Origin of the sequence: Brevibacillus massiliensis (assembly GCF_000311785.1) — a bacterium.
In the GTDB taxonomy this organism is placed as follows: Bacteria; Bacillota; Bacilli; order Brevibacillales; family Brevibacillaceae; genus Brevibacillus_C; species Brevibacillus_C massiliensis.
This window is the reverse complement of record NZ_HE978541.1, coordinates 49,895-72,164: the sequence shown is the minus strand read 5'-3', so window position 1 is coordinate 72,164 and position 22,270 is coordinate 49,895. Positions and strand designations below refer to the sequence as shown.

Genomic DNA, 22,270 nt, shown 5'->3' with positions numbered 1-22,270 from the left:
CAGGCTCCTGACCGTATCAATCAGGCAGCGAGCAAGACTTCCGTTCCATTTGGTTACTTGAATCATAACACTTCCTGACAGATCCGTAAAATTGTAAATATTTGGATATCCCGTGCAATCTGCGCAAAAAAAGATCACCGAAAGCCGGTGATCCGAGCCGCTTTGCCTTATTTATTTTGCTCGATTTCCTTGACCAGGTTGCCGATCAGCTGCTCGATAAATTGTTTGGTCATTTCATCCGTCACTTGACCATCCGAATTGATCTTCTCCTGTACCTGCCCGACCAGGACCAGCGGCCGCCTGACGAGCGACATGTTCAATGCATACAGCAGCTCGCGCAAATGCACTTGAGCCTGTGCGGTTCCGAACATCCCTTGTGTCGCCCCCATAACGGCAACCGGTTTTAACGCCAGCGGAGTGTCAACGTTCTTTCTCGACAGCCAGTCTAATGCATTTTTCAGCACGCCCGGCACTGAAAAGTTGTATTCCGGCGTACTGATCAGGAATGCGTCAGCGGACTTGGCCAATTCCGCCAGATCGCGGACGGACTGCGGCAAATCGCGCTCCAGGTCTTCATTATAGAGAGGAAGACCGGAGATGTCGGCCAGCGTAAAGCGGTAATTCCCGGGGAGCTGTGCAGCGGCATGCAAGAGCAAGGACCGGTTGAACGATCCCTTTCGCAAACTTCCGCAAAAACCTACGACATGCGGTTGATTTGAACCCATTATCCAAAGTTCCTCCTTCTATGTAGCAGATTCACTTCCTAAAAGTAGGAGCCGTACCTACATTATACCACCCGAGAAACTAAAGTAAAGTATTTAAAATGTTTGTTTTGTATCACAGTAAGAGTTGGTCACCGACTCTACAATCGTGTTGTGTTGACAAGGTTACGTGAGGGCAGGATATGGGGCTGGTCGATGTTCACCACTATTTTCTTTATATTCTGAATAACAAATCATTAAAAAGGTTTCAAGAGCTTTTGATGGCCGCCGAAAAAGAGAGCGGGAAAGTCCTTCGACCAGGACAATTCCCGCTATTTTCCAACCTGCAGCATTACTTGGCAATAAGGTGACACGCGACATGATGGTCCTGCTCTGTCTCTTGCAGCCGCGGGGCTTCTGTGCGGCAGTTTTCCACGGCAAAGGGGCAGCGGGTATGAAACCGGCAGCCTGATGGCGGATTTTTGGGACTTGGCACATCCCCTTGCAGGATCACTCGCTCGCGTCTGTTGTCGAGAGACGGGACAGGAACTGCCGACAGAAGCGCCTTGGTATACGGATGCTGGGGGTTCTGAAAGAGTTCATCAGATGCTGCCAGCTCCACAATTTCACCCAGGTACATCACGGCGATGCGGTTGCTGACGTGCTTGACGACGCTCAAATCGTGGGAAATGAACAAGTACGTCAAGTGGTACTCTTCCTGCAGGTCCTGCATCAGGTTGATCACCTGGGCCTGAACGGAAACGTCAAGAGCCGATACCGGTTCGTCACATACGATGTAAGTGGGATTCAGCGCCAGCGCCCTGGCAATTCCCACCCGCTGCCTCCTGCCGCCGTCCAGTTCATGGGGATAGCGATGGTACCAGCGGGGGTCAAGACCTACTTTTTCCATCAGGTGGGTGACCCGTTCGAAACGCTCCCTGCGGTTATTGCCCACCCCGTGAACGACCATCGGACGCATGATGATCTCCCCGATCGATTTGCGCGGGTCCAACGAGGAGTAGGGGTCCTGAAAAATGATCTGCATATCCCGGCGGATTTTTTTCATTTGCCCGGAGGAAAAACCGAGCACGTCTTCCCCTCGGTACCGGATGCTGCCCGCCGTGGGTTCCAGCAGACGCAGGGTCAATCGTCCCGTAGTCGACTTCCCACAGCCGCTTTCTCCGACCAAGCCCAGCGTCTCTCCCCGGTAAATGTCAAAAGTGAGGCCGTCTACCGCCTTGACCGCCTGGGAGCCGGATGTGAAGTGTTTGACGAGATTGTTAACTTCCAGCAATTTTTCCTTCATAACTTGGCTTCATCCCTCATCTCGCTAGGCGCGTTCCTGTTTTCATGCAAAAAACACGTGACCGTATAACCGGGGCTGATCTCTACAGTTGGCGGCTTTTTGTTTGCACAGATGTCCATCGCGTACTGGCATCGCGGATGGAACGGACATCCTGTCGGCAGTTCAGTCGGGTCCGGAGCCAATCCGCCTATCGGGGTGAGACGCCGCTGTCTTACATCCATCTGCGGAATGGATTGGAACAAGCCCTCCGTGTAGGGGTGGCGGTGTCTGGAGCGAAACACGTCCTCCAGCGGTCCGGCTTCGACGATCTCCCCGGCGTACATGATCGCCACCTTGTCGCATACCTCGGCCACGATCCCGAGATCGTGCGTAATCATGATGAGCGACGTCCCCAGTTCCCGTTTCAGCTTCTTCATCAACTCCAGCACCTGGGCCTGAATGGTCACATCCAGCGCTGTGGTCGGCTCATCGGCCAACAACAGAGCCGGGTCGCAGGCCAACGCCATCGCTATCACAATCCGCTGCCGCATCCCGCCGGAAAATTCATGCGGGTACTCGCTCGACCGCTCGGCCGGTATTCCGACCATCTCCATGATCGCGCCGGCTTTGCTTCGCGCTTCTTCCCTGGTCACTTTTTCGTGTGACCAGATCACTTCGGCAATCTGATCGCCGACCGTGTACACCGGATTGAGCGACGTCATCGGGTCCTGAAAGATCATCGAGATCCGATTGCCGCGAATTTGCCTGATTTCCGCATCCTCCATGTTCAGCAAATCCTGGCCGTCAAAGCGAATTTCTCCAGCGACGTACCGGCCTTGCGGTGGCTGTACCAGCCGCATGATCGCCAGAGCGGTCGTCGTTTTTCCTGCTCCCGTCTCTCCGACCAGGCCCAGCGACTCGCCCTTGTTTAACGACAGGTTGACGCCGTTGACAGCCTTGACAACCTTGCCTTCCGAAGAGTAGTGGACGTGAAGGTCGCGGATCGAAAGTAATGGTTCACTCATGTTAACTCCTCCTTATCGCTTCAGACGAGGGTCCATGGCATCCCGCAAACCGTCACCAAAGATGTTCAGGGCCAAGACCACGATGGCGATCGCCGCCCCTGGAAAGGTCGACACCCAATAGGCCTCGTAGATGTATTCCCGCCCTTCGCTCAGCATTGCCCCCCACTCCGGCGTCGGCGGCTGCAGACCAAGCCCCAGGAAGCTGAGTCCCGCGGCGGAGAGGATCGCGCCTGCTACCCCTAAGGTAGCCTGGACGATGATCGGTGCCATGCAGTTGGGGAGTATCGTTCGAAAGATGATGGAGAGGTCGGACTCTCCGATCGATTTGGCCGCCTCTACGTACTCCAGATCACGGATCGTCAGCACACTGGCCCGGACAATCCGTGCATAGGTGGGAATCTGCGAGATGCCGACGGCTATCATCACGTTGACCAACCCCGGGCCAAGCACGCTGACAATCGCGATCGCCAGCAAAATCCCCGGTATCGCCAGCAAGATATCCATCAACCGCATTAGCGTATTGTCAAGGCGTCCGCCGTAATAACCGGACACCGCTCCGATGAGGCCGCCCAAAGTGATGGAGAAGCAGACGGCAACAAATCCCACCTCGAGCGAAATCCGCGAGCCGTGGATAATCCGGCTTAAAATGTCGCGGCCGTATCCGTCTGTACCCAGCCAGTGCTCGTGGCTGGGAGGCTCAAGCATCTGGTCCAGATTTTGTTGTTCATAGGGAAAAGGCGAAATCACGTCGGCACACAAGGCCGTCAATACCAGGAGCAGCAGGATGGAAAGCGATACCATCGCCATTTTATTTCGTTTCAACCGATTCCAGATATCCGCATACGGGCCTCTGCCGCGTACCCGTCCAGACACGGCAGGCGCTGCTGCAGCTCCCGATGCAGGTAAGTTTGAGCTCATGCGCATGGCCCTCCTATTTCAACTGTGATTTGATCCGCGGATCAATGTAGGCATACATAATGTCGACCAACAGGTTGACGACGACGATCACAAAGGTGACGAAGATGACGCTGCCCTGTACGGTGGGGAAATCCTTGGCGCGGATGGCATCAATCATGAAGCGGCCGATGCCGGGCCAGGAAAAAATCGATTCAGTCAAAATCGCCCCCTCCAGCAGCGTCCCGACCTGCAGACCGACCACCGTTACAACAGGAATCAGCGCATTGCGAAAAGCGTGGCGGAAGATGACCGTCCGCTCTGCCAATCCCTTTGCTCTTGCGGAACGGATGTAATCCTGCCGCATGACCTCAAGCATGCTGGAGCGGGTCATGCGCGTCACCACTGCAGCCGTCTGCGTCCCCAGCGTGATCGCGGGCAGGACCAGGTACTCTCCTCCGCCATATCCGGAGACCGGCAGCCATCCCAGTTGTACGGCAAAAACGAGAATCAGCATGATGCCCAGCCAAAAATTCGGAATGGAAAAGCCGACGAGGGAGGCCAAGGTCGCCGTGTTGTCAAAAAAGGAATACTGCCTGGTAGAAGAGACAATGCCTGCCGGAATGCCGATTAACAAGGCGACAAACATCGCCGCGATCGTCAGCTCCACGGTCGGCGGAAAGTGGTTCATAATGCTGGCAAACACGCTTTGTCCGTCCTTGATGGAGGTTCCCATGTCAAATGTCAAAATTCCGGCCAAAAAGCGAAAGTACTGAATGTACAGCGGATCGTTAAGACCGAGCTGCTCGCGCATATTGGCCACGTCCTGTTCCGACGCCTGCGGCCCCAACATGATTTGGGCGGGATCCCCCGGGGTAAGCTGCATCAGGACAAAAACGATCACCGATACCCCGATCAACACCGGAACAAGCATAACAATTCGTTTCAATATGAGTTTCAGCATGAGATTCCCCTTTTCTTTTTCGCGGCAAAAAGAATAAAAAGAGAATTACTGTGGGGGAAGAGCCCCCACAGTAATGGTGTTACTCGACGCTAACCGGGTAGAATTTGTAGTTTTGCGTCGGCATATTGACAAATCCATGCACGCGTTTGTTCCGTGCAACAATGCTTTGACCGGTCGTCAAGAATGCCCAGACGGCATCGTTATAAATGATTTCCTGCGCCTTTTGATAAGCTTGCACCCGTGTCGCCGGATCGCTCTCGGTCCTTCCCGTATCCAGCAGCTTGTCCACTTCCTCGTTCGCATAGAAGGTGCGGTTGCCTGCCTGACCCTGGTTTTTGGAATGGAACAGGGCGTACATGCCGTTGTCGGCATCCCCTGTCACCGTCGTCCAGCTAAGCAGGTACATCGGCAGCCCCTTGGCCGTTTCCGCCAGGAAGGCGCCCCATTCGATCACCTGCAGATTTACGTTGATGCCAACTTCTTTCAGTTGGGACTGAATGATCGTGCCAAGCTTGCTGTCGATCTCTTTGTCGCTCAAGTACAACGTGGTTTTGAAGCCATTGGGGTAGCCTGCTTCTTTCAGCAGTTCCTTGGCCTTTTCCGGGTTGTATTCGTACCCCTTCAGGTTTTCGTTGAAGCCGTTGATGCCGGGAGCCAACGGACCGGTGGAGACATTGGCGATTCCCTGGTAAGCGCCTTTGACAAGCGCTTCCTTGTCAATCGCGTAGTTGACCGCCTGGCGCACTTTGACATTGTCAAACGGTTTCTGCCGCTGGTCAAAGCCAAGGTATTTCAAGGCGAAACTGGGCGCTTTGTCGACCGTCACCTTATCGCTGTTGTCAAATTGTTTTACCTGCTGCGGCGGAAGGTCCAGGACGACATCCACGCCCCCGGTGCGCAGTTCAGCGACGGAAGTGGCGGCCTCCGGGATGATCCGGAACGTAATCGCATCCAGCTTGGCCGGGCCTTCAAAATAATCTTTGTTCTGTTCGAGGACGATTTGCGATGACTTGTCCCATTTGACAAACTTGAACGGCCCCGTTCCAACCGGATTGACGCCGTAATTGTCTCCTGTCTCTTTCACCGCTTTTTCATTGAGAATGGCGGTGCCGATGTGCGTCAGATTGTACAAAATCGGCGCGAACTTTTCCTTGGTGACGAGCTGCACCGTGTAGTCGTCGACCACTTTCACCTCTTTCACCGATGCGAGGAGGAAGGCCGGCGTGGCAGACGTTTTCGGATCGAGCAGACGATCATAGGTAAATTTCACATCGGATGCTTTCAATTCTTCCCCATTGTGAAACTTTACGCCCTTGCGCAGTTTGAACTCCCAGGTGTAATCGTCTACCTGCTTCCACTCTTCGGCCAGCGCAGGCTTAAGCTGCATATCCGGCGTCAGGTCGATCAGCGTATTGTAGATTTGTTGCATCGGATTGGCCGACGCCGTGTCGTTTGTCTTTTGCGGGTCAAGCGTCACCGCGTCAGCGGCTTGGGCGACAGTGAGCGTTTTCGCTCCGCCCTTCGCAGCGGAATCTCCTGCCTGCTGTCCGGTGCCGGCGGTGCCAGCCCCGCCTCCGCAAGCGGTCAGCATCAAGGCTGCCGCCAGTGCGAGTGATGTCAAGCTGAATAGTCTCTTCTTCATCGTCTTTCCTCCGCTAAGTCGTTCTAGGTCGTTGTACCCTTTGCAAAAAAGCAAATTCATCAGCATTGCGCATGTCGAGAATAAAGGCCTTAAGCAATTCCGCCGTATGCTCCAAATCCCTCAGATCGATCACTTCAACCGAGGAATGCGCGTAGCGGGACGGGATGGACAGCACGCCCGTCGGGATTCCCCCCTGTGAAGTATGCAGCGAACCCGCGTCCGTGCCGATTCCGGGGAACACCTCCGGCTGACAGGGAATGCTGTGCCGCTTGGCCAGCGTCATCAGTTTCTTTCTCACCGCTTTGCTGGCAATCAGGCTGAAGTCCATGATTTTGACGCCCGGTCCCTGGCCGAGGACAAGCGTCTGATCCATCATCTCTTCCGGCGTATCGCTGGCCGGCGTCGTATCGATCGCCAGGGCCACATCTGCCCCGTACTGCTGGCCCGCGACCTTGGCCCCGCGCAGTCCCACTTCTTCCTGAACAGAAAACACGCCGCATACCTCACCGTACACCTGTGTGAAGTCCGTCTCTTCCAGGGCTTTCAGCAGCACAGCGCATCCTGCCCTGTCGTCGAATGCCTTGCCCACCAGCCGGTTACTGCCCAAGCGCTCCACTTCCGTGGCCCAACTGATCGGGTCGCCGACGCGGATTCCCAGCGTTTCGGCCGCTTCCTTGCTCTCAGCGCCTACATCTATGTACATCTCTGAATGCTTTCGCACCTTCTGGACATTGTCATACTTGGCCATGTGAGCAGAAATGGTGCCGATTACCCCCAAAAGCGGCCCCTCTTCCGTCAAGATGCGGACCTTTTGCGACAGCAAAATCCGATCGTCATGCCCGCCAAGTTTTTCAAACCGAATCAATCCGTTTGGCTCAATTTTCTTGACAATAAATCCGATTTCGTCCATATGTGCCGACACGATCAGGCGCGGACCCGGGTTTTTCCCCCTTTTGACCACAAAGACATTTCCCAGGCCATCCACCCGTACTTCGTCCGCCCACCCCTCCGCTCTTGACACGATATAGCGGGCGACTTCATGCTCGAAGCCGCACGGCCCGGTGAGTGAACACAACTCCCTCAAGATTTTCTCCATGATTACTCTTCTTTCTTGATTGTGATAAGATATAGTATTTAATAATTTATTCCAACAAATCTTACTTGTCAAGTAGGATTTATTATCTGAAAATAAGATTATTTTCACTTATACTAAAATTCTGTAGCATGGGGGGTTCTGCGTTTTTTGTCGTTTTTGTCATCATCGGATTTATCATACGTGGAACGCAGCGAGAGCTGATGAATGCGATGCAGTTCTTCCACAAGCAAAAAAGCTTTGCTATTCAAAAGCAAAGCTTTCAACGGTGAAGCTCAGGGAATTAACAGCACCTTGCCTGTTGTCTGACGCCCCTCCAGAAGTTCGTGAGCCCTTCTCGCTTCTGTCAGCGGCACCCTTTCCCCGATGATCAATTGCAATGTCCCCTCACCCACATAGCGCAGCAACTCCAGTATGCTCTCCCTGTACAAGGCCGGACGCTGCATGATCCGCGTCAACCAGAAGCCGACGACACTGGTGTTGCGCTGCATCAGGACAGAAGGATCAAACTGGGTTGTTTCGGCACCCGCTCGACCGTAGATGACGAGGCGCCCGAACGTCGCCAGGCAACCAATGCTTTTCTTGAAAACCTCTCCCCCAACCATTTCCAGAACGATATCGACGCCTTTCCCATTTGTGTGTTCCATCACCTGGTCGTTCCAATCCGGCTCTGAATAATTGATCCCGACATCCGCTCCGAGAGAGAGGGCCAGCTCCAGCTTCTGCGAACTGCTTGCCGCAGCGATCACCTGCCCTGCTCCCCACAGTTTTGCCAACTGAACAGCCAGTGTTCCCACTCCTCCCGCTGCGGCATGAACCAATACGGACTCACCTGGAGCGAGCTGTCCCGACGTCCGCAATACATGGTAAGCGGTAAGCCCTTGAAGCAGCAAGGCGGCTGCCTGGTCAAAATCTACTTGTTCCGGAATGGGAAAAATGGCATTTACGGGGAGAGCCACGGACTCCGTATAGCACCCGCTGCCGGTTAAGGCAACGACCCGGTCCCCCACCCGGTAATCGGTGATCCCAGGTGAAACCTCCGCAATCACACCTGCTACCTCCGAACCGGGAATGTAAGGAAGCGGGGTTTTCGCCAAATATCGATTCCGACGGCGCATGGTGTCCGCAAAGTTTACCCCGACTGCTTTGACCTGTACCAGCACTTCACCCGGTTTTGCGGTTGGCACGGGGACATCGACCACTTGCAGCACATCAGGTGTTCCATACTCCCGAAATTGGATCGCCTTCATTCACGATCATCCCCCATCTGTTGTGTTACGTGATTAACCAACCTCCGCCCTCAAGCACATCCGAACCCGTCATAAACGAAGCTTCAGTCCTTCCCTCCCCATCGGAGATCCTTCCTACATCGACTCTCCCAGTTTTACATGCCCTTTCAGCAAATTTCGGGAAATGATCAGTCTCTGTATTTCATCCGTCCCGTCGTAGATGCGCCACAACCTTGCTTCCCGGTACCAGCGCTCGATCGGCAGCTCCTTGGTATAGCCCATCCCGCCGTGGATTTGCAGAACGCGGTCGACGACCCTATTCCCCATGTTGGCGCCAAACAGCTTTGCCATGGAAGCGTAATGGCGATTGTCCATGCCCTGATCCAGCATCCAGGCGGCGTGAAAGACCAACCATCTGGCCGCTTCGATCTCAACCGCCGAATCGGCAATCATCCACTGGATGGCCTGCCGCTCTGCGATGGGCTGCCCAAATGTCACCCGCTGCTTGGCGTAATCAATCGCCATTTGAAGCAGACGTTCCGCTGCGCCAACCGCTCTTGCTCCGACAATCCAGCGGGCAAATCCAATCCACTCCAAGCCGAGTTGATACCCGCCGTGCAATTCTCCCAGGATATTTTCTTCCGGTACCCGTACGTTCTCAAAGATCAGGGAAGCCGGCCCCCACTCTCCCATTGTATGGATGTACTCCGATTTCCATCCCATGTCACGGTCGACGAGGAAACAGGTTACGCCGCCTCCCTGTCCCTGCTGCTGTTTGTCTGTGACCGCAAATACCATCGCAAAATCGGCTTCATTTCCGTTTGTGATAAAGACTTTTTCTCCGTTTAATACCCACTCGTTCCCGTCTTTTTCCGCCCGCATGCCGATACGCCTGGTATCTGAACCCGCTCCCGGCTCGGTAAAGGCGAAGCATGAAATCCTGTCGCCATTGATGGTAGGAATCAGATACTTCTTTTTTTGTTGTTCGTTGCCGTAATAGAGGATGTTGTCGGCATAACCGCCAAAGTTGAAAGGCACGAAAGTTCGGGCCAATTCCATCGCAACGATCGCCTGCATCATCTGCCCCAGGTTTGCCCCGCCGTATTCCGCAGGCGTGTTGATGCCCCAAAATCCGAGATGCTTTGCTTTTGATTGGAGTTCTTTTTTTTGTTCAGGCGTAATGCCCGGTTTGCCCTCTCTTTCCTTTCGCAGTACGTCCGGTTCGAGGGGCATCAGCTCTTTTTCAACGAATTTTCTGACCGTTTTTTGGATCATCTTCTGTTCTTCGTTTAACCGCAAATACATGGTATCGTCTCCTTTTATCTGATCGCTCAGCCCGGCGCCTGCCATCACTGTTTGACAGGAAGTGGAATTTGAACGTATTTGCCCTCTTTCATGGTTGTTGCCCGCGGTACGACGATCAAGGCTCCGTCTTCCGTGATACCTTTGGCCAGCGACGGTATGTCGTCATCGGAGAGCTGTTTGCAAGCCTCAGCGATCTTCGCGCGAATGGCGGCGGCATCATCCGTCGTTCCGGCCAGTTCCATCGCTTTGGCAAATACGTGCATGGCCATGTAGTGGTACGCCACTTCAGAGGTAGGGACTTTGTCCGCACCAAACTTCTTTTTGTAGCGTTCCACGAATTTTTTCGTCCCCTCCGTCGGATACAGGGAAGCAGGATTGACCCCGATAAAGCCTTCCAGCAATTTCGGATCTTTCAAAATCGGTTCCATCTCTTCCAATTTGGCTTGGTCCATGACGATGAATCCGCCGCTAAAGCCTTGATCCCGCGCAGCTTTGATCACTAGGGCCGTTGGTTGGGAAGCGCCGCCGACGAACAGCACATCGGGCTTTGCGGCAAGCGCTTTCGTAACAGCAGGCGCGAAATCGCTCTCTTTGTTGTAGTCCACCGGATTTTCCGCTACGATTTCACCGCCCAGCCCGGTCCATGTCTGTTTAAACAGCGCGCTCCAATCTTTGGCGTACTGGTGGGTGCCAGGAACGAGTGCTGCCTTTTTGCCGAAGCGGTTCATCATTTCTTCCGAGAAAGTTTTCGGATAGTTGTCATAACTGGGAGGAATCCGGACGGTTAAAGGGTTATTGGCTTCCGTCACTTTTGGTTCGCTGGTGTAAGCTGCGATCAGGAATTTTTCTTGTACGTTGAAGGTTTGCAGGGCAAATACACCGCCCGAATGTGGAGTAAAGATAATCGTGGCTTTGTTTTCAGATCTCAGCCGGCGGGCATTTGTCGCCGTTTCGTTTGGAAGATACTTGTCATCCAGCGCTTCCAGCTTCAGTTTCACCGTATCTGACCCTACCTTGATTCCGCCGGCGGCATTCATGTCATCGATTGCCATTTGCAAGCCATTTAATGTGTTTTTTCCATAAAGGGCCTGGCCGCCGCTCTGAGGTCCGGACCACCCGATGGCAACTTCTCTCGCCTGCCCGCTCCCGCTGCTGCCTGCGCTGTCGCCGCCTGAAGCAGCCTGGTTGCCGCACGCTGTCAGAAAGAGCAGTGAAGCGGCGGCAGACAAGGCAAGCAGAACATTCCGTTTTCCTTTCATTTGACCCTCTCCCTTCTGTTCCAATTGATTCTTCCACCTGTCAGGCACCCAGGTATGCCCGTCTGACCTCTTCATTGTTTCGCAATCTGCCGCTGGACCCTTCCAAAACAAGCCGCCCGTTCTCGATGATATAGCCGCGGTGGGCAATCTGCAGGGCAGCATATGCATTTTGCTCCGCGAGCAGGACGCTCGTTCCGCTGCGATTGATTTCGGCTATGGTCTGAAACATTTGTTCCACGACTAATGGAGCCAGTCCGATTGAAGGCTCGTCGAGCAGCAGCAATTTCGGCTTCGCCATTAAAGCGCGGGCAATGGCAACCATTTGCTGCTGGCCTCCGCTCAAAGAGCCTGCAGCTTGGTCTTTTTTCTCATACAAAATCGGAAACAATTCAAACATGTGCTGCAATGACCGCGCTATCTCCGCTTTATCCTTGCGGTGTACAAAGCCGCCCAAGATCAGATTTTTTACGACGGACATCTCCAGAAAAAGCTTCCTGCCTTCCGGGCATTGGGCGATTCCGGCTTTGACGATCCTGTCCGGCGACCATCCCCCGATCTCCTTCCCGTTAAAATGAAGTTCGCCCGAAGCCGGCTTTACCAGACCGCTGATTGTCCGAAAGATGGTGCTTTTTCCCGCGCCGTTCGCGCCAAGCAGGACGACGAGTTCTCCTTCGTTTATCTCCAGGTTGATGGAATGAAGCGCTTTGAAGCTGCCGTACCTGACAGAAACGTCAACGAGCTTGAGCATGGTGCGCACCTCCCAGGTAAGCCTCAATCACCGATTCATTTCGACTGATTTCTTCCGGTGCGCCTTCCGCAATCTTCGTCCCCTGGTTCAGCACCATGATTCTGTCGGCAAGGTTCATGATCATCTGCATCTTGTGCTCGATGATGCAAACGGTCAGACCCGCTTGTTTCATTTTTTTGATCAGATCGGCGAGGCCGTTTGTTTCATCCGCATTAATGCCGGCTGCCGGTTCGTCCAGAAGCACGAGTTTCGGGTCTGTAGACAATGCCAAGGCGATCGCGACTCTCTTCTGGGCTTCCTGCGGGATGCTTGCCACCGGTCGGTTCGCCAAATCAGAGGCTCCGACAAATTCGAGCACTTGCAGCGCTTTCTCCCTGCATTTCTCTTCTTCTGTCCGGTAGCGCCTGGTACGAATCACGGCATCCCAAAACCCGCTTCTGGTCCGCAGCCGATGACCGATCATCAGGTTGTCGATGACGGCTGCCTCCGCAAACAGTTTCGTGGTTTGAAATGTGCGGGCCACCCCGATTTTCGCCATGTGATAGGGCGGCTTTTTCGTTACGTCCTTGCCTTCAAGCAGCAAGCGGCCGGAGGTGGGTCTGTGGAACCCGCTGATTAAATGGAAGAATGTCGTCTTTCCCGCCCCGTTCGGCCCGATGATCGCGGTAATTTCTCCCTGGTTGATCGTAAAATCAACCGCATTGACAGCCGTATTGCCGCCAAAACGCTTCGTCAATCTCTCCGCTTTAAGCATCAAGTTCCCCTCCCGCAAGCCGCTGGTCCCGCATTCCCGGCCGTTCGATGGAATTCTCCTGCATTTCCTGTTCCCATTGCCGTTTCATTTTTCGCCGGACAAAGGCTCCGATAATGCCGTACGGCAGAAACATCACGAGAATGACGAGAATGGGGCCGAAAATGATCATGCGGTACTCCTGCCAGGATTGCAGCCATTGCATCAAGACGGTCACCAGCGCGGTTCCAACCAGCGGCCCCCAAAGCGTGCTGATTCCGCCGACCAACAGGTACAGCAGCATGTCAAACGTATGCTCCACATTGGCAATATCGGGTCCCAGGAAACGGATATAGCCCGCATACAAAGCTCCGGCCAAACCGGCCAATACGGTCGAGTAGACAAAGGCGAGGATTTTGCTCTGCATGACGTTAATGCCAAGCGCCTCCGCCAGTTCTTCGCTGTTCCGGATGGATAGGAACGTTCGCCCGACCAGGGAATGAATCACCCGGCGGTTCACCAGCAGCGTCAGTATGAGGAAAAACAGAATCAAGTAGTACTGGGCTGAAATGGTCGCAAATTCAAGCGATCCGATCTTCGGAATCGGAATGCCGAGCAGTCCGCGAACCCCTTCTGTCAGCGATTCCCATTTCTCAATGATCAGCAGGATGATGACACCGACACAGAGAGAAAAAATCGCAAAATAATGTCCTTTTAAGCGAAGCGAGATGACTCCCACGACACTGCCTACAAGCCCGGTCAGCACTACGGCGATCGCAAGTGAAGGGAGAAACGGCATCTCCGCCTTTGTCATCAATAGACCCAATGCATACGCCCCGATTCCAAAAAAACCGGCGTGTGCCAATGACAGCTGTCCGGTGTATCCGGCGATGATGTTCATGCCGCTGACAGCGATTGTCCAGATAAACACCTTGATAAAAATATCCAGGTAATAGGTATTGGAAGTGAGCAGGGGGATTGCGGCAGCAATCAGGGTCAGCACGGGGACCGCAAGTTTTGAAACCCGGTTATGAACCGGATTTTTTTTCATATTATCGGGCCTCCTTTGCGAACAATCCGGTCGGTTTCAGGGTTAAGATCAGCACCAGGATGACAAACGCTGCCAGGTCTTTATACTCACTGTTGATGTACGTCCCTGATATGCTTTCCGCCAGTCCGAGGATATACCCGCCGAGTACCGCACCAGGTATACTCCCCATCCCTCCCAGGACAATAATGACAAACGCTTTGAGATTCACCATGGCCCCCATCGAGGGGTAAACAAGGTTGATCGGGGCAGCCAGAGATGCGGCGGCAGCTGCAAGCCCGGACGCAATCCCAAACGTCAGCAGCGATACCTTGTTGGCGTTAATCCCGACGAGGAAGGCCCCTTCCCGGTTTTGCGCCATCGCTTCGATCGTCGAGCCGATAACCGTTCGTTTCAGGAACAGGTTAAGCCCGATCATCAGCACGATCGCGGCGATGATGATGATAAGCCGCTGCTGGGTGATCGTGAGTCCGAATAGGGATATGGCATCTTCGTACGGCGAATCGAGGCGGTGGTAATCCGATCCCCACATTTTGCGGGCGAGCGCTTCGATAAACAGCATGACGCCTACCGCCGCAATCATCGAGTTGATATGGGGGGCGTTATGAAGCGGTCGAAACACCAGTCTCTCCAGCAGCATCCCGATCAGGACAAGCACGGCTACCGAGACGAGAATGGCCGGCCAGTAATGAAATCCGTACATCGTCATCATGAACAAGGTCAGGTAAGCCCCGAGCATGTACAGGTGACCGTGGGCAAAGTTTGGCAGCTGCATGATCCCGTAGATCAATGTGATGCCGAGGGCAACCAGACTGTATACACTGCCGAGCACCAGGCCATTGACGATCTGTTGAAAGAACAGTTCCACTTCCATCACCCCTGTTTCTTGGCTTCTTCCGCCAGTACCCGGCGCAGAATTTTTCCGACCGCCGTTTTCGGGAGCGACTCGCGGAATTCGATCAGGCGCGGCACTTTAAAAGCGGCGAGGTGCTGCCGGCAGAAGCCTTCGATTTCCTCAGGCGTGGCGCTTTGGCCGGGTTTCAGGACGATAAATGCCTTGACCGTCTCTCCCCGATACTCGTCGGGCACGCCGGCAGCTACCGCTTCCAGGACAGCGGGGTGCATGTAGAGCACCTCCTCGATTTCTCGCGGGTACACATTGTATCCGCTTGCGATAATCATGTCTTTTTTGCGGTCGACGATGTAAAAGAACCCATCTTCGTCCATTCTGGCCATGTCACCGGTATAGAGCCAGCCGTCGCGAAGGGCGTTTGCGGTTTCCGCCGGCATGTTCCAATACCCCTTCATCACCTGCGGCCCCCGAATCACCAATTCCCCCACCTCGCCGATCGGCAGCGTTCGCGTACCCGTCGTGTGATCGACAATCCGCGCTTCCGTGCCGGGCAGCGGAAGGCCGATGCTACCCGGTTTTTTCGATGAGTTGCGGGGATTGGAGTGCGTGGTGGGCGAAGCCTCTGAAAGCCCGTAGCCTTCATACATGTTGGCTCCCGTCTTCTGTTCAAATGAATGCATCAGCTCTACCGGAAGCGGGGCCGAACCGCTATTGCAAATCCGAATGGCGTCGATTCCGTACTGATCCGCGTCCGGATACGAATTCAACGCGACGTACATGGTCGGGACACCGGGGAAATAGGTCGGCCTATGCTCTTTTATCGTCTCCAACACTTCACGTACGTCGAACCGGGGAAGCAGGATGACGTTGGTTGCGGTCAGGATTCCCAGATTCATCGCACAAGTCATTCCATAGACGTGAAACAGGGGAATGACGGTCAAAATTTTGTCTCCCTCGGTCAACGGTTGTTCGCTCCCCAGTTCTTTGCCTTGCTGGGCATTGGCAACCAAATTGCGATGAGTCAGCATCGCACCCTTGGAACGGCCCGTGGTCCCTCCCGTATATTGCAGGACGGCCACATCTTCCTCCGGATCGACCGATTCATCCGGTACAGGCTGTGCCGAATCGAGAAAGCTTTCCCATCCGGTCGCATTTTGTTCAAGCGCAAGGCTGGCGGGAGCAAAAGAGGCGACAATTACTTTTTTCAGATTTGCATACCCTGCCATCCTGCGCAGTTTGGCGTACAGATCGGCGAATACAAACAGCACCTCGGCACCGGAATCCTCCAGGACATGCTCAATCTCCCGTTCCGCATACAAGGGGTTTACCTGCACGACGACTGCTCCCCGCCGCAGGACACCGTAGAAAGCCGCTACATACTGCGGGCAATTGGGCAGCATGATGCCTACCCTGTCGCCTTTTCCGACACCGGATTGATACAAGGCAGCGGCCACTTTTCGCGTGATTTCCTGCAATTGGCCGTATGTCAACCGCTGTTGGTAGAAAGTGACAGCAGTCCGATCGGCGTATTGATCCGCTGTCCGATCAAGCATTTGCGGAAGTGAAATCCTGTCGTATGCGAACGCTTTTCCCTTCCCGTAGCTTAATCCGTCAAAAACAGTCACATGGGCCATGATGAATTCCCCCTTCCCCGCTTTTCAAGAATCCTGAAGGCACATACGCTCATCGTAAAAACCTCCGTCATCCATAGCTTTGCGTCTTGATCATCAGCAGGAAAATTAACTGACCAGTTGGTATTTGGAAAGGATACCGATGCCAAGGTCCGTTATGTCGCCGTCACCCCTCCGTCAACGGCAAGCACTTGCCCAGTTATGTAACGGGCCGCATCGGATGCGAAGAACAAGGCGGCTCCTTTCAGGTCGTTTGCTCCACCAAATCGGCGCATTGGCGTCCGTTCCAGAATCTGATCCCCAAATTTTTGCAGGAGTCCGGCAGACATTTTACTGGGGAAGAATCCGGGTGCTAAAGCGTTGACGGTAACCCCCTGACTGGCCCATTTAACGGCTAAATCGCGCGTCAATGCGATCACTGCTCCTTTGCTTGCGTTATAGCCAATCGCATTCATATAGCGAGGATCGCTGCCGACCAAACCGGCCACGGAAGCGATGTTTACGATCCGGCCGTATTGCTGCGCCACCATTTCGCGTCCGACCGCTTGCGACATTAAAAACAAACCGGTTACGTTGACCTGCAAAATCTGATTGAATTTTTCCAGCGGGTAGCTGTCGACAGGGGCGCCCCACGTAATCCCCGAGTTATTGATCAGGATGTCAATCTTGCCAAATGCCCTTTTTGTTTCCTCCACCACGCGCCGGATCTCTTCCGGATTGGTTACGTCGCACGCCATCGACAAGCTTTCTCTGCCTAATTGCTTGACCGCTTCAGCCACTCTGTCACAAGCTTCTTTTTTCCGGGAGCAGACCACAACATCAGCGCCGGCTTCCGCCAGTCCAATCGCAATCTGTTCACCAAGGCCGCGCCCTCCGCCCGTTACAATGGCAATTTTTCCGCCAAGATGAAACAGCTCCTGAATATGCATGGGATCATCCCTTCTTCCTTTTTTGAACATACCTACCGGTCGGTATTATTTAGAAAATTCGATATTTTAATGATATATTGTATGCCTTTTCCGCATGCGAACAACAGTTATTTTTCGCGATTTTTTGACAAGACATGGACTTCGCTTCCCGCTTACAATGGCTAGTTGGAATCGGCCCTCGGCGTGCCAACCGACTCGTCACTCACGATTCTAATGCAAGTTCCGGTCCAAGCCCATTTCACCTAAATACTGCCGTTCATTGATTCAAGAATGAATTCATATCGTCTGCACATCAGCGAATGGTCTGTTTGAAATGAGCTGCTCCGCCCGGTTCAAGTGGTTAAGTCATTTTTGCATCGATCATTCACTTATGTATCCAGCGTTTTCCCCAGAGCATTGTCCCTCCGGTCAAAAAAAAGAAGACGGCCTGGATAAAAGCCTCTTCTCCTTACTGACGGCTTGATGTTTGCAGCCTGTACTTTTTCAGCTTGCGGACAATCGTCGGCTGGCTGGTGCCTAATTCTTTCGCGATCTGATATGTGGTGTCGAATTTTTGCACGGCCATGGCCAGAAGCTCACGCTCGGTCAACTCGATGACATCCTTGAGCGACCTGATTCTGCTTTCGGGATGGGAGGTTTTTTCCCGATACTCGTCCGGCAGATCTTCCAGGGTGATGACATCCGAAGCGACGATCAAGATCAACCTCTCCACCAGGTTGGACAATTCCCGAACATTGCCCGGCCAGTGGTAATCGTAAAAAAAGTCCTTCACTTCGCGACTGAATTCTTTTGTGATGCGATACTTCTCCTGGAAGTGCTGCAGAAAAAATTGAACCAGCGGCAAAATGTCCTCTTTGCGCTCTCGCAGCGGAGGAACGCAAATCGGGATGACGTGCAAGCGGTAATACAGATCTTCGCGAAAAGTCCCTTGTTCCACCATGTCTTTCAAATCCCGGTTCGTCGCTGCGATCAGCCGCACATCGACGCTCTTGGGTTTCGTTCCGCCGACTTTGCGGATTTGCTTTTCCTGCAAAACCCGAAGCAGTTTCACCTGAAGCGGGAGCGGCAGTTCGCCTACCTCGTCCAAAAAGAGCACTCCTTTATCGGCGAGTTCAAACAACCCCGGCTTCCCGAATCGGCTGGCACCCGTAAACGCTCCGGCTTCATATCCAAACAGCTCCGATTCCAGCAGGTCGTGCGGGATCGCCCCACAGTTTACCTTGATAAATTCCCCCTTTTCAGACCGGCTGCTCGAGCAGTACAGATGGCGGGCCAATACATCCTTGCCGACACCCGTCTCCCCGAGGATCAGCACCGTAGCGTCAAAATCGGCAATCCGATCTGCCATCTCATAAATATCCAGCATACGCTTGCTTTCCACAATGACATCGGGATCAAGGCGGGCTTTTGGCTTGATCTTTTCCAGTTCCTTCCGGTATTGATCGTTCAGCTCCAACGCTTTTTTTAATTCATCGTGAAGCTGGTTCAATTCGGAAAGATCACGGATATTGGTGACTACTTTCTCGACCTCTCCCGCTTCGTTAAAAACAGGCGTTCCGGTGATTAACGTCTCTTTGCCGGCAAAGTTTTTTTGCAAAACGGTCACCGGCCGCCTCTGCTTCAATACTTTAAAGGTCACGGAATCCTTCAAAATTCCCCTCTGCATGAGAGCCCTGGTATTTTTGCCAAGGTAGTATTCCTTGGGGATCCCGGTGATCCGCTCGATCGCGGAGTTTGTTTTGACCGTCGTCCCCTGCTTGTCTGTGATATAGATGGCATCGTAGGAGTTTTCGATAATGGCGTCCAGTTCCCGGTTCAGCTTGTCCAGCTCGGCAACCTTTTGCTGCAAGAGTTTGAGCGGAGAACCGTTGGCAGCCATGTACAAGATCATTTTTTGGCCTTCATGGACGATGGGATGACGATGCAGCAGATACGGGTCTCCATGAAATTCGACCGAGAACAGATGCTCCCCCAGCTCCTCCCATTGCTGAAAGACATCCCTGATATTCTCCATGCCTCGCGGATCGTCAAACGCAGCGGCAAAAAGCTGATTGTGACATGTAACGATTCCGCCGGCTTCTGTCACCACCAGGGGGAACGGGACAGCTTCCATCCATTCGCTAAGCGGGAGCATTGTTAAGAGACCTCCTTTGCCTCGATCGACTTCAATATCCCGTACAGCGTCTGCAAGGCCGGGACCTCCATGCGAAGCGCTGCGGATTTCCTGACAAAAAAGCCGCAAAGCGATTCGATCTCCATTTTTTTCCCGCTTTCCCTGTCTTGCAGCATGGACGTTTTGTGATGCCTCACCTGTTCGGCTCCCGGAAAGATCCGGTCGATCACCTGCTGGCTGATTTCCACGCCGCATGCCCTGCCGATCTGCACGGCTTCCTGCAGCACTCGTTCCGCTGTCGAACGGAGGTCTTGGCAATCGAGGATCTCTCCAACCGTCGCCTTCGCTGCCGCAGATAACGGGTTAAACGTGACATTCCATAATAATTTGTTCCATTTTCGCGCCAGGATGGATTTGGACAGACGGCACTCGATGCCCGACGCCTGGAACATCTCCTGCACCGCTGCCGCCCGCTCCCCGGCAGATGGCGCGAGCGCCCCCATGATAATGGAGTACGGCCCCTGCTGCCGGATCACCCCCGGCTGCTCGATATGGGAGGAAAGGTAGGCTGCCCCTGACAGGACACGCTCTCTTCCGAATACTTCCGCGAGCACTTCCTCATTGTCCACCCCATTTTGCAGGGTGAGCACAAATGAATCCGCTTTCAAAAGCGGGGAAAGGGCGGCCGCCGTCTCCCTGGTATCGGTAGATTTGACGGTAAACAGGAGCAGCTCCGCCATGCTTACGCTCTTGAGACTGTCGGTAAACGTTCCGTTCACTTGGAAGGAAGCGAAGTCGGCGATGACGCGCAGCCCATTTTCTCTCATGGCTTGCAGATGTCTGCCCCTTGCCAAAAAAATGACCTCATGTCCTGCTTTTCTCAACATGGCTCCATAAAAGCCGCCAACAGCACCTGAACCGATCACACCAATCTTCATTCGCTTCACGCTCCCCGACAAAAGTAAGCTTGCGCCCTGCCGAAAGTTTATTTATAAAGTTAAAATATTCAAAATATTATTCTCTATCTTATCCAATTCATTATTGAATCGTCAAGCTGGACCAGATGGATATTGCCGTGCCCCCTCAAAATCAAATAGTACGCACACAGAGATGGGCCCCATACATTACCCCAGAGGGAATCCCACTAGAGAAGCCAGTCATACAAAAGGGAATTGTACAAAAAGATCCGTACAATTCCCTTTGGTTAACGTCGCTACAACCAGACTGGCGACACAGGCAATCGCCAGTGCCGAAAATTTATACGATCCCTTTTTAACTACAAGAACCGTCGCTGCACCTTCTTGCCGTCGTAGGTAAACATGACGGGCTTCTCCTCGATCACCGTCTCCAAGTGGGTGGTGCGGCCCCAGAGCTGATGGACGTAAGGCATCGTTTTTTCCACGTACTTCACGTCCAGCTCCAATCCGTCATAATGATGCTTCAGATACAGTTCTCCGGCGCGCAGGTAGTCTCCGTCTTCGACAGTCAAATAAGGAAACCCGGCATTGACGCGGACGTTGGCCAGCGCATCCCGCACCTGTTCCCAGTCTTGTTCGGTAACGACCCAATCGTTCCCCTGTTTGCCGAACAGGTACAGATCGAGATCGCGGACCAGTTCCTTGGTCAGGTAGTTGCGGATAAAGCTGATGTCCGAATCCAGCTCCCGCACTTCAAAAATCTTGGCCCGGCCGCTCCCAGGCCTTCGTCCAAAGCGTTCCTGTTCTTCCTTCGTCGGATTGTCGTAGCGTTTTTCGATGTCCTCAAAAATCTTCAGCCCCAAATGGTACGGATTGATGCTGGTCGATGCCGGCTGGATGACCGAGGCGTGCAGCCGGGCAAAATCGATCGTCTCGTCTTCCGCCAGGTCCAGTTCTCTGAGGATGCGGGAGTGCCAGTAGGAGGCCCAGCCTTCGTTCATGATCTTCGTCTCGATCTGCGGCCAGAAGTAGAGCATCTCATCGCGGATAATCGTCATGATATCGCGCTGCCATTCCTCCAGGATGGTGCTGTACTCCTGAATGAACAGCATCAAGTCCTTTTCCGGCTGCGGCGGGAATCGGCGGGGTTGTTTTACCGGTTCCGGTTCGTTTCCGCGGTCCTCCAGGCCCCACAAGTCATCGTACGGCGTCGGCGTCCTGCTCGTTTTGGCAGGCTGCAAACTGTCGTCGCTCTCCCGCTTCCAGCGCAGTTTTGGCCTGAGCAGGCTGGGATCGATGTGTTCCTGGATCGCCAGGCAGGCGTCGAGAAAATTTTCCACCGTCTCTTTGCCGTGGATGATCTCGTATTGGCGAATGCGCTCCGCACTGGCCGCCATGCTCTCGACCATATCCCTGTTGGTGTTGGAGAAGCGGGCGTTGTTTTTAAAGAAATCGCAGTGGCCGAGGACATGGGCCACGATCAGTTTGTTTTGGATCAGACTGTTGCCGTCTAGCAGAAAGGCGTAGCAGGGGTTGGAATTGATCACCAATTCGTAAATTTTGCTGAGATTCAAATCGTACTGCAATTTCATCCTGTGGAACGACTTTCCAAAGCTCCAGTGGGAGAACCGCGTCGGCATTCCGTAGGCGCCAAATGTATAGATGATGTCGGCAGGGCAGACTTCGTAGCGCATGGGGTAAAAATCAAGACCGAAGCCTTTGGCAATCTCCGTAATCTCATCAATGGCCCGCTCCAGTTCTCTTCGTTCGTCGTGTTCCATCTCTTCATCCCCCTAGCAGGCTGTTGTATTGCTACTTTATGTATATGGGGGGAAGGCGAAAAAATAAACCCCATCAGGCGGGATTGGGAAATTTACTCAGATTAGACTCCTATCTTTTTTACA

The 22,270-nt window shown here is 53.6% G+C and carries 19 protein-coding genes; all 19 read right to left on the bottom strand.

The window, feature by feature from the left end; all coding sequences use genetic code 11:
• Window positions 1-167 precede the first annotated feature (167 nt).
• A complete protein-coding gene (locus HGBM_RS14540; protein WP_019121815.1) occupies window positions 168-725 on the bottom strand; it encodes an NADPH-dependent FMN reductase in 558 nt (185 codons plus the stop codon).
• A 328-nt stretch (window positions 726-1,053) separates the two neighbouring features.
• Complete coding sequence (locus HGBM_RS14535; protein ID WP_019121814.1) at window positions 1,054-2,007, bottom strand: ABC transporter ATP-binding protein; 954 nt, start codon at window positions 2,005-2,007, stop codon at window positions 1,054-1,056.
• The gene (locus HGBM_RS14530; protein ID WP_019121813.1) at window positions 2,004-3,011 is read right to left on the bottom strand and encodes an ABC transporter ATP-binding protein; all 1,008 of its coding nucleotides are present in this window, start codon (window positions 3,009-3,011) and stop codon (window positions 2,004-2,006) included. The genes HGBM_RS14535 and HGBM_RS14530 overlap by 4 nt, the downstream gene beginning before the upstream one ends.
• A 12-nt stretch (window positions 3,012-3,023) precedes the next feature.
• A complete protein-coding gene (nikC, locus tag HGBM_RS14525) occupies window positions 3,024-3,929 on the bottom strand; it encodes a nickel transporter permease (protein WP_019121812.1) in 906 nt (301 codons plus the stop codon).
• Window positions 3,930-3,942: 13 nt separating this feature from the next.
• Window positions 3,943-4,869, bottom strand: coding sequence for a nickel ABC transporter permease (nikB, locus tag HGBM_RS14520; RefSeq protein ID WP_019121811.1), 927 nt, complete (start codon window positions 4,867-4,869; stop codon window positions 3,943-3,945).
• A 79-nt stretch (window positions 4,870-4,948) separates the two neighbouring features.
• Complete coding sequence (locus HGBM_RS27510; protein ID WP_019121810.1) at window positions 4,949-6,511, bottom strand: glutathione ABC transporter substrate-binding protein; 1,563 nt, start codon at window positions 6,509-6,511, stop codon at window positions 4,949-4,951.
• A 13-nt stretch (window positions 6,512-6,524) separates the two neighbouring features.
• The gene (locus tag HGBM_RS14510; RefSeq protein ID WP_019121809.1) at window positions 6,525-7,607 is read right to left on the bottom strand and encodes a M42 family metallopeptidase; all 1,083 of its coding nucleotides are present in this window, start codon (window positions 7,605-7,607) and stop codon (window positions 6,525-6,527) included.
• A gap of 272 nt (window positions 7,608-7,879) precedes the next feature.
• Entirely contained in the window at window positions 7,880-8,854 is a 975-nt protein-coding gene (locus tag HGBM_RS14500) for a quinone oxidoreductase family protein (protein ID WP_019121807.1), read from the bottom strand.
• Between the two features lie 114 nt (window positions 8,855-8,968).
• Window positions 8,969-10,138, bottom strand: a complete 1,170-nt coding sequence (locus HGBM_RS14495) for an acyl-CoA dehydrogenase family protein (RefSeq protein WP_026074429.1) — start codon at window positions 10,136-10,138, stop codon at window positions 8,969-8,971.
• A gap of 44 nt (window positions 10,139-10,182) precedes the next feature.
• Entirely contained in the window at window positions 10,183-11,397 is a 1,215-nt protein-coding gene (locus tag HGBM_RS14490; RefSeq protein WP_019121805.1) for an ABC transporter substrate-binding protein, read from the bottom strand.
• Between the two features lie 40 nt (window positions 11,398-11,437).
• Window positions 11,438-12,145, bottom strand: coding sequence for an ABC transporter ATP-binding protein (locus tag HGBM_RS14485; protein ID WP_019121804.1), 708 nt, complete (start codon window positions 12,143-12,145; stop codon window positions 11,438-11,440).
• Window positions 12,129-12,899, bottom strand: a complete 771-nt coding sequence (locus HGBM_RS14480; RefSeq protein WP_019121803.1) for an ABC transporter ATP-binding protein — start codon at window positions 12,897-12,899, stop codon at window positions 12,129-12,131. Before HGBM_RS14480 ends, HGBM_RS14485 begins: the two co-directional genes overlap by 17 nt.
• Window positions 12,892-13,926, bottom strand: coding sequence for a branched-chain amino acid ABC transporter permease (locus tag HGBM_RS14475; RefSeq protein WP_019121802.1), 1,035 nt, complete (start codon window positions 13,924-13,926; stop codon window positions 12,892-12,894). The genes HGBM_RS14480 and HGBM_RS14475 overlap by 8 nt, the downstream gene beginning before the upstream one ends.
• Before the next feature lies 1 nt (window position 13,927).
• Entirely contained in the window at window positions 13,928-14,791 is an 864-nt protein-coding gene (locus HGBM_RS14470; protein ID WP_026074427.1) for a branched-chain amino acid ABC transporter permease, read from the bottom strand.
• Between the two features lie 5 nt (window positions 14,792-14,796).
• The gene (locus HGBM_RS14465) at window positions 14,797-16,410 is read right to left on the bottom strand and encodes a long-chain-fatty-acid--CoA ligase (protein WP_019121800.1); all 1,614 of its coding nucleotides are present in this window, start codon (window positions 16,408-16,410) and stop codon (window positions 14,797-14,799) included.
• A gap of 152 nt (window positions 16,411-16,562) precedes the next feature.
• Entirely contained in the window at window positions 16,563-17,336 is a 774-nt protein-coding gene (locus tag HGBM_RS14460) for an SDR family oxidoreductase (protein ID WP_019121799.1), read from the bottom strand.
• Window positions 17,337-17,784: 448 nt separating this feature from the next.
• Window positions 17,785-19,470, bottom strand: coding sequence for a sigma-54 interaction domain-containing protein (locus HGBM_RS14455; protein ID WP_019121798.1), 1,686 nt, complete (start codon window positions 19,468-19,470; stop codon window positions 17,785-17,787).
• A 2-nt stretch (window positions 19,471-19,472) separates the two neighbouring features.
• Window positions 19,473-20,387 carry a ketopantoate reductase family protein gene (locus tag HGBM_RS14450; RefSeq protein WP_019121797.1) on the bottom strand — a complete coding sequence of 305 codons (915 nt, stop codon included), beginning with the start codon at window positions 20,385-20,387 and terminating at the stop codon, window positions 19,473-19,475.
• Window positions 20,388-20,725: 338 nt separating this feature from the next.
• On the bottom strand, window positions 20,726-22,147 hold the full coding sequence (locus HGBM_RS14445) for a SpoVR family protein (protein WP_019121796.1): 1,422 nt from the start codon (window positions 22,145-22,147) through the stop codon (window positions 20,726-20,728).
• Between the last annotated feature and the right edge of the window lie 123 nt (window positions 22,148-22,270).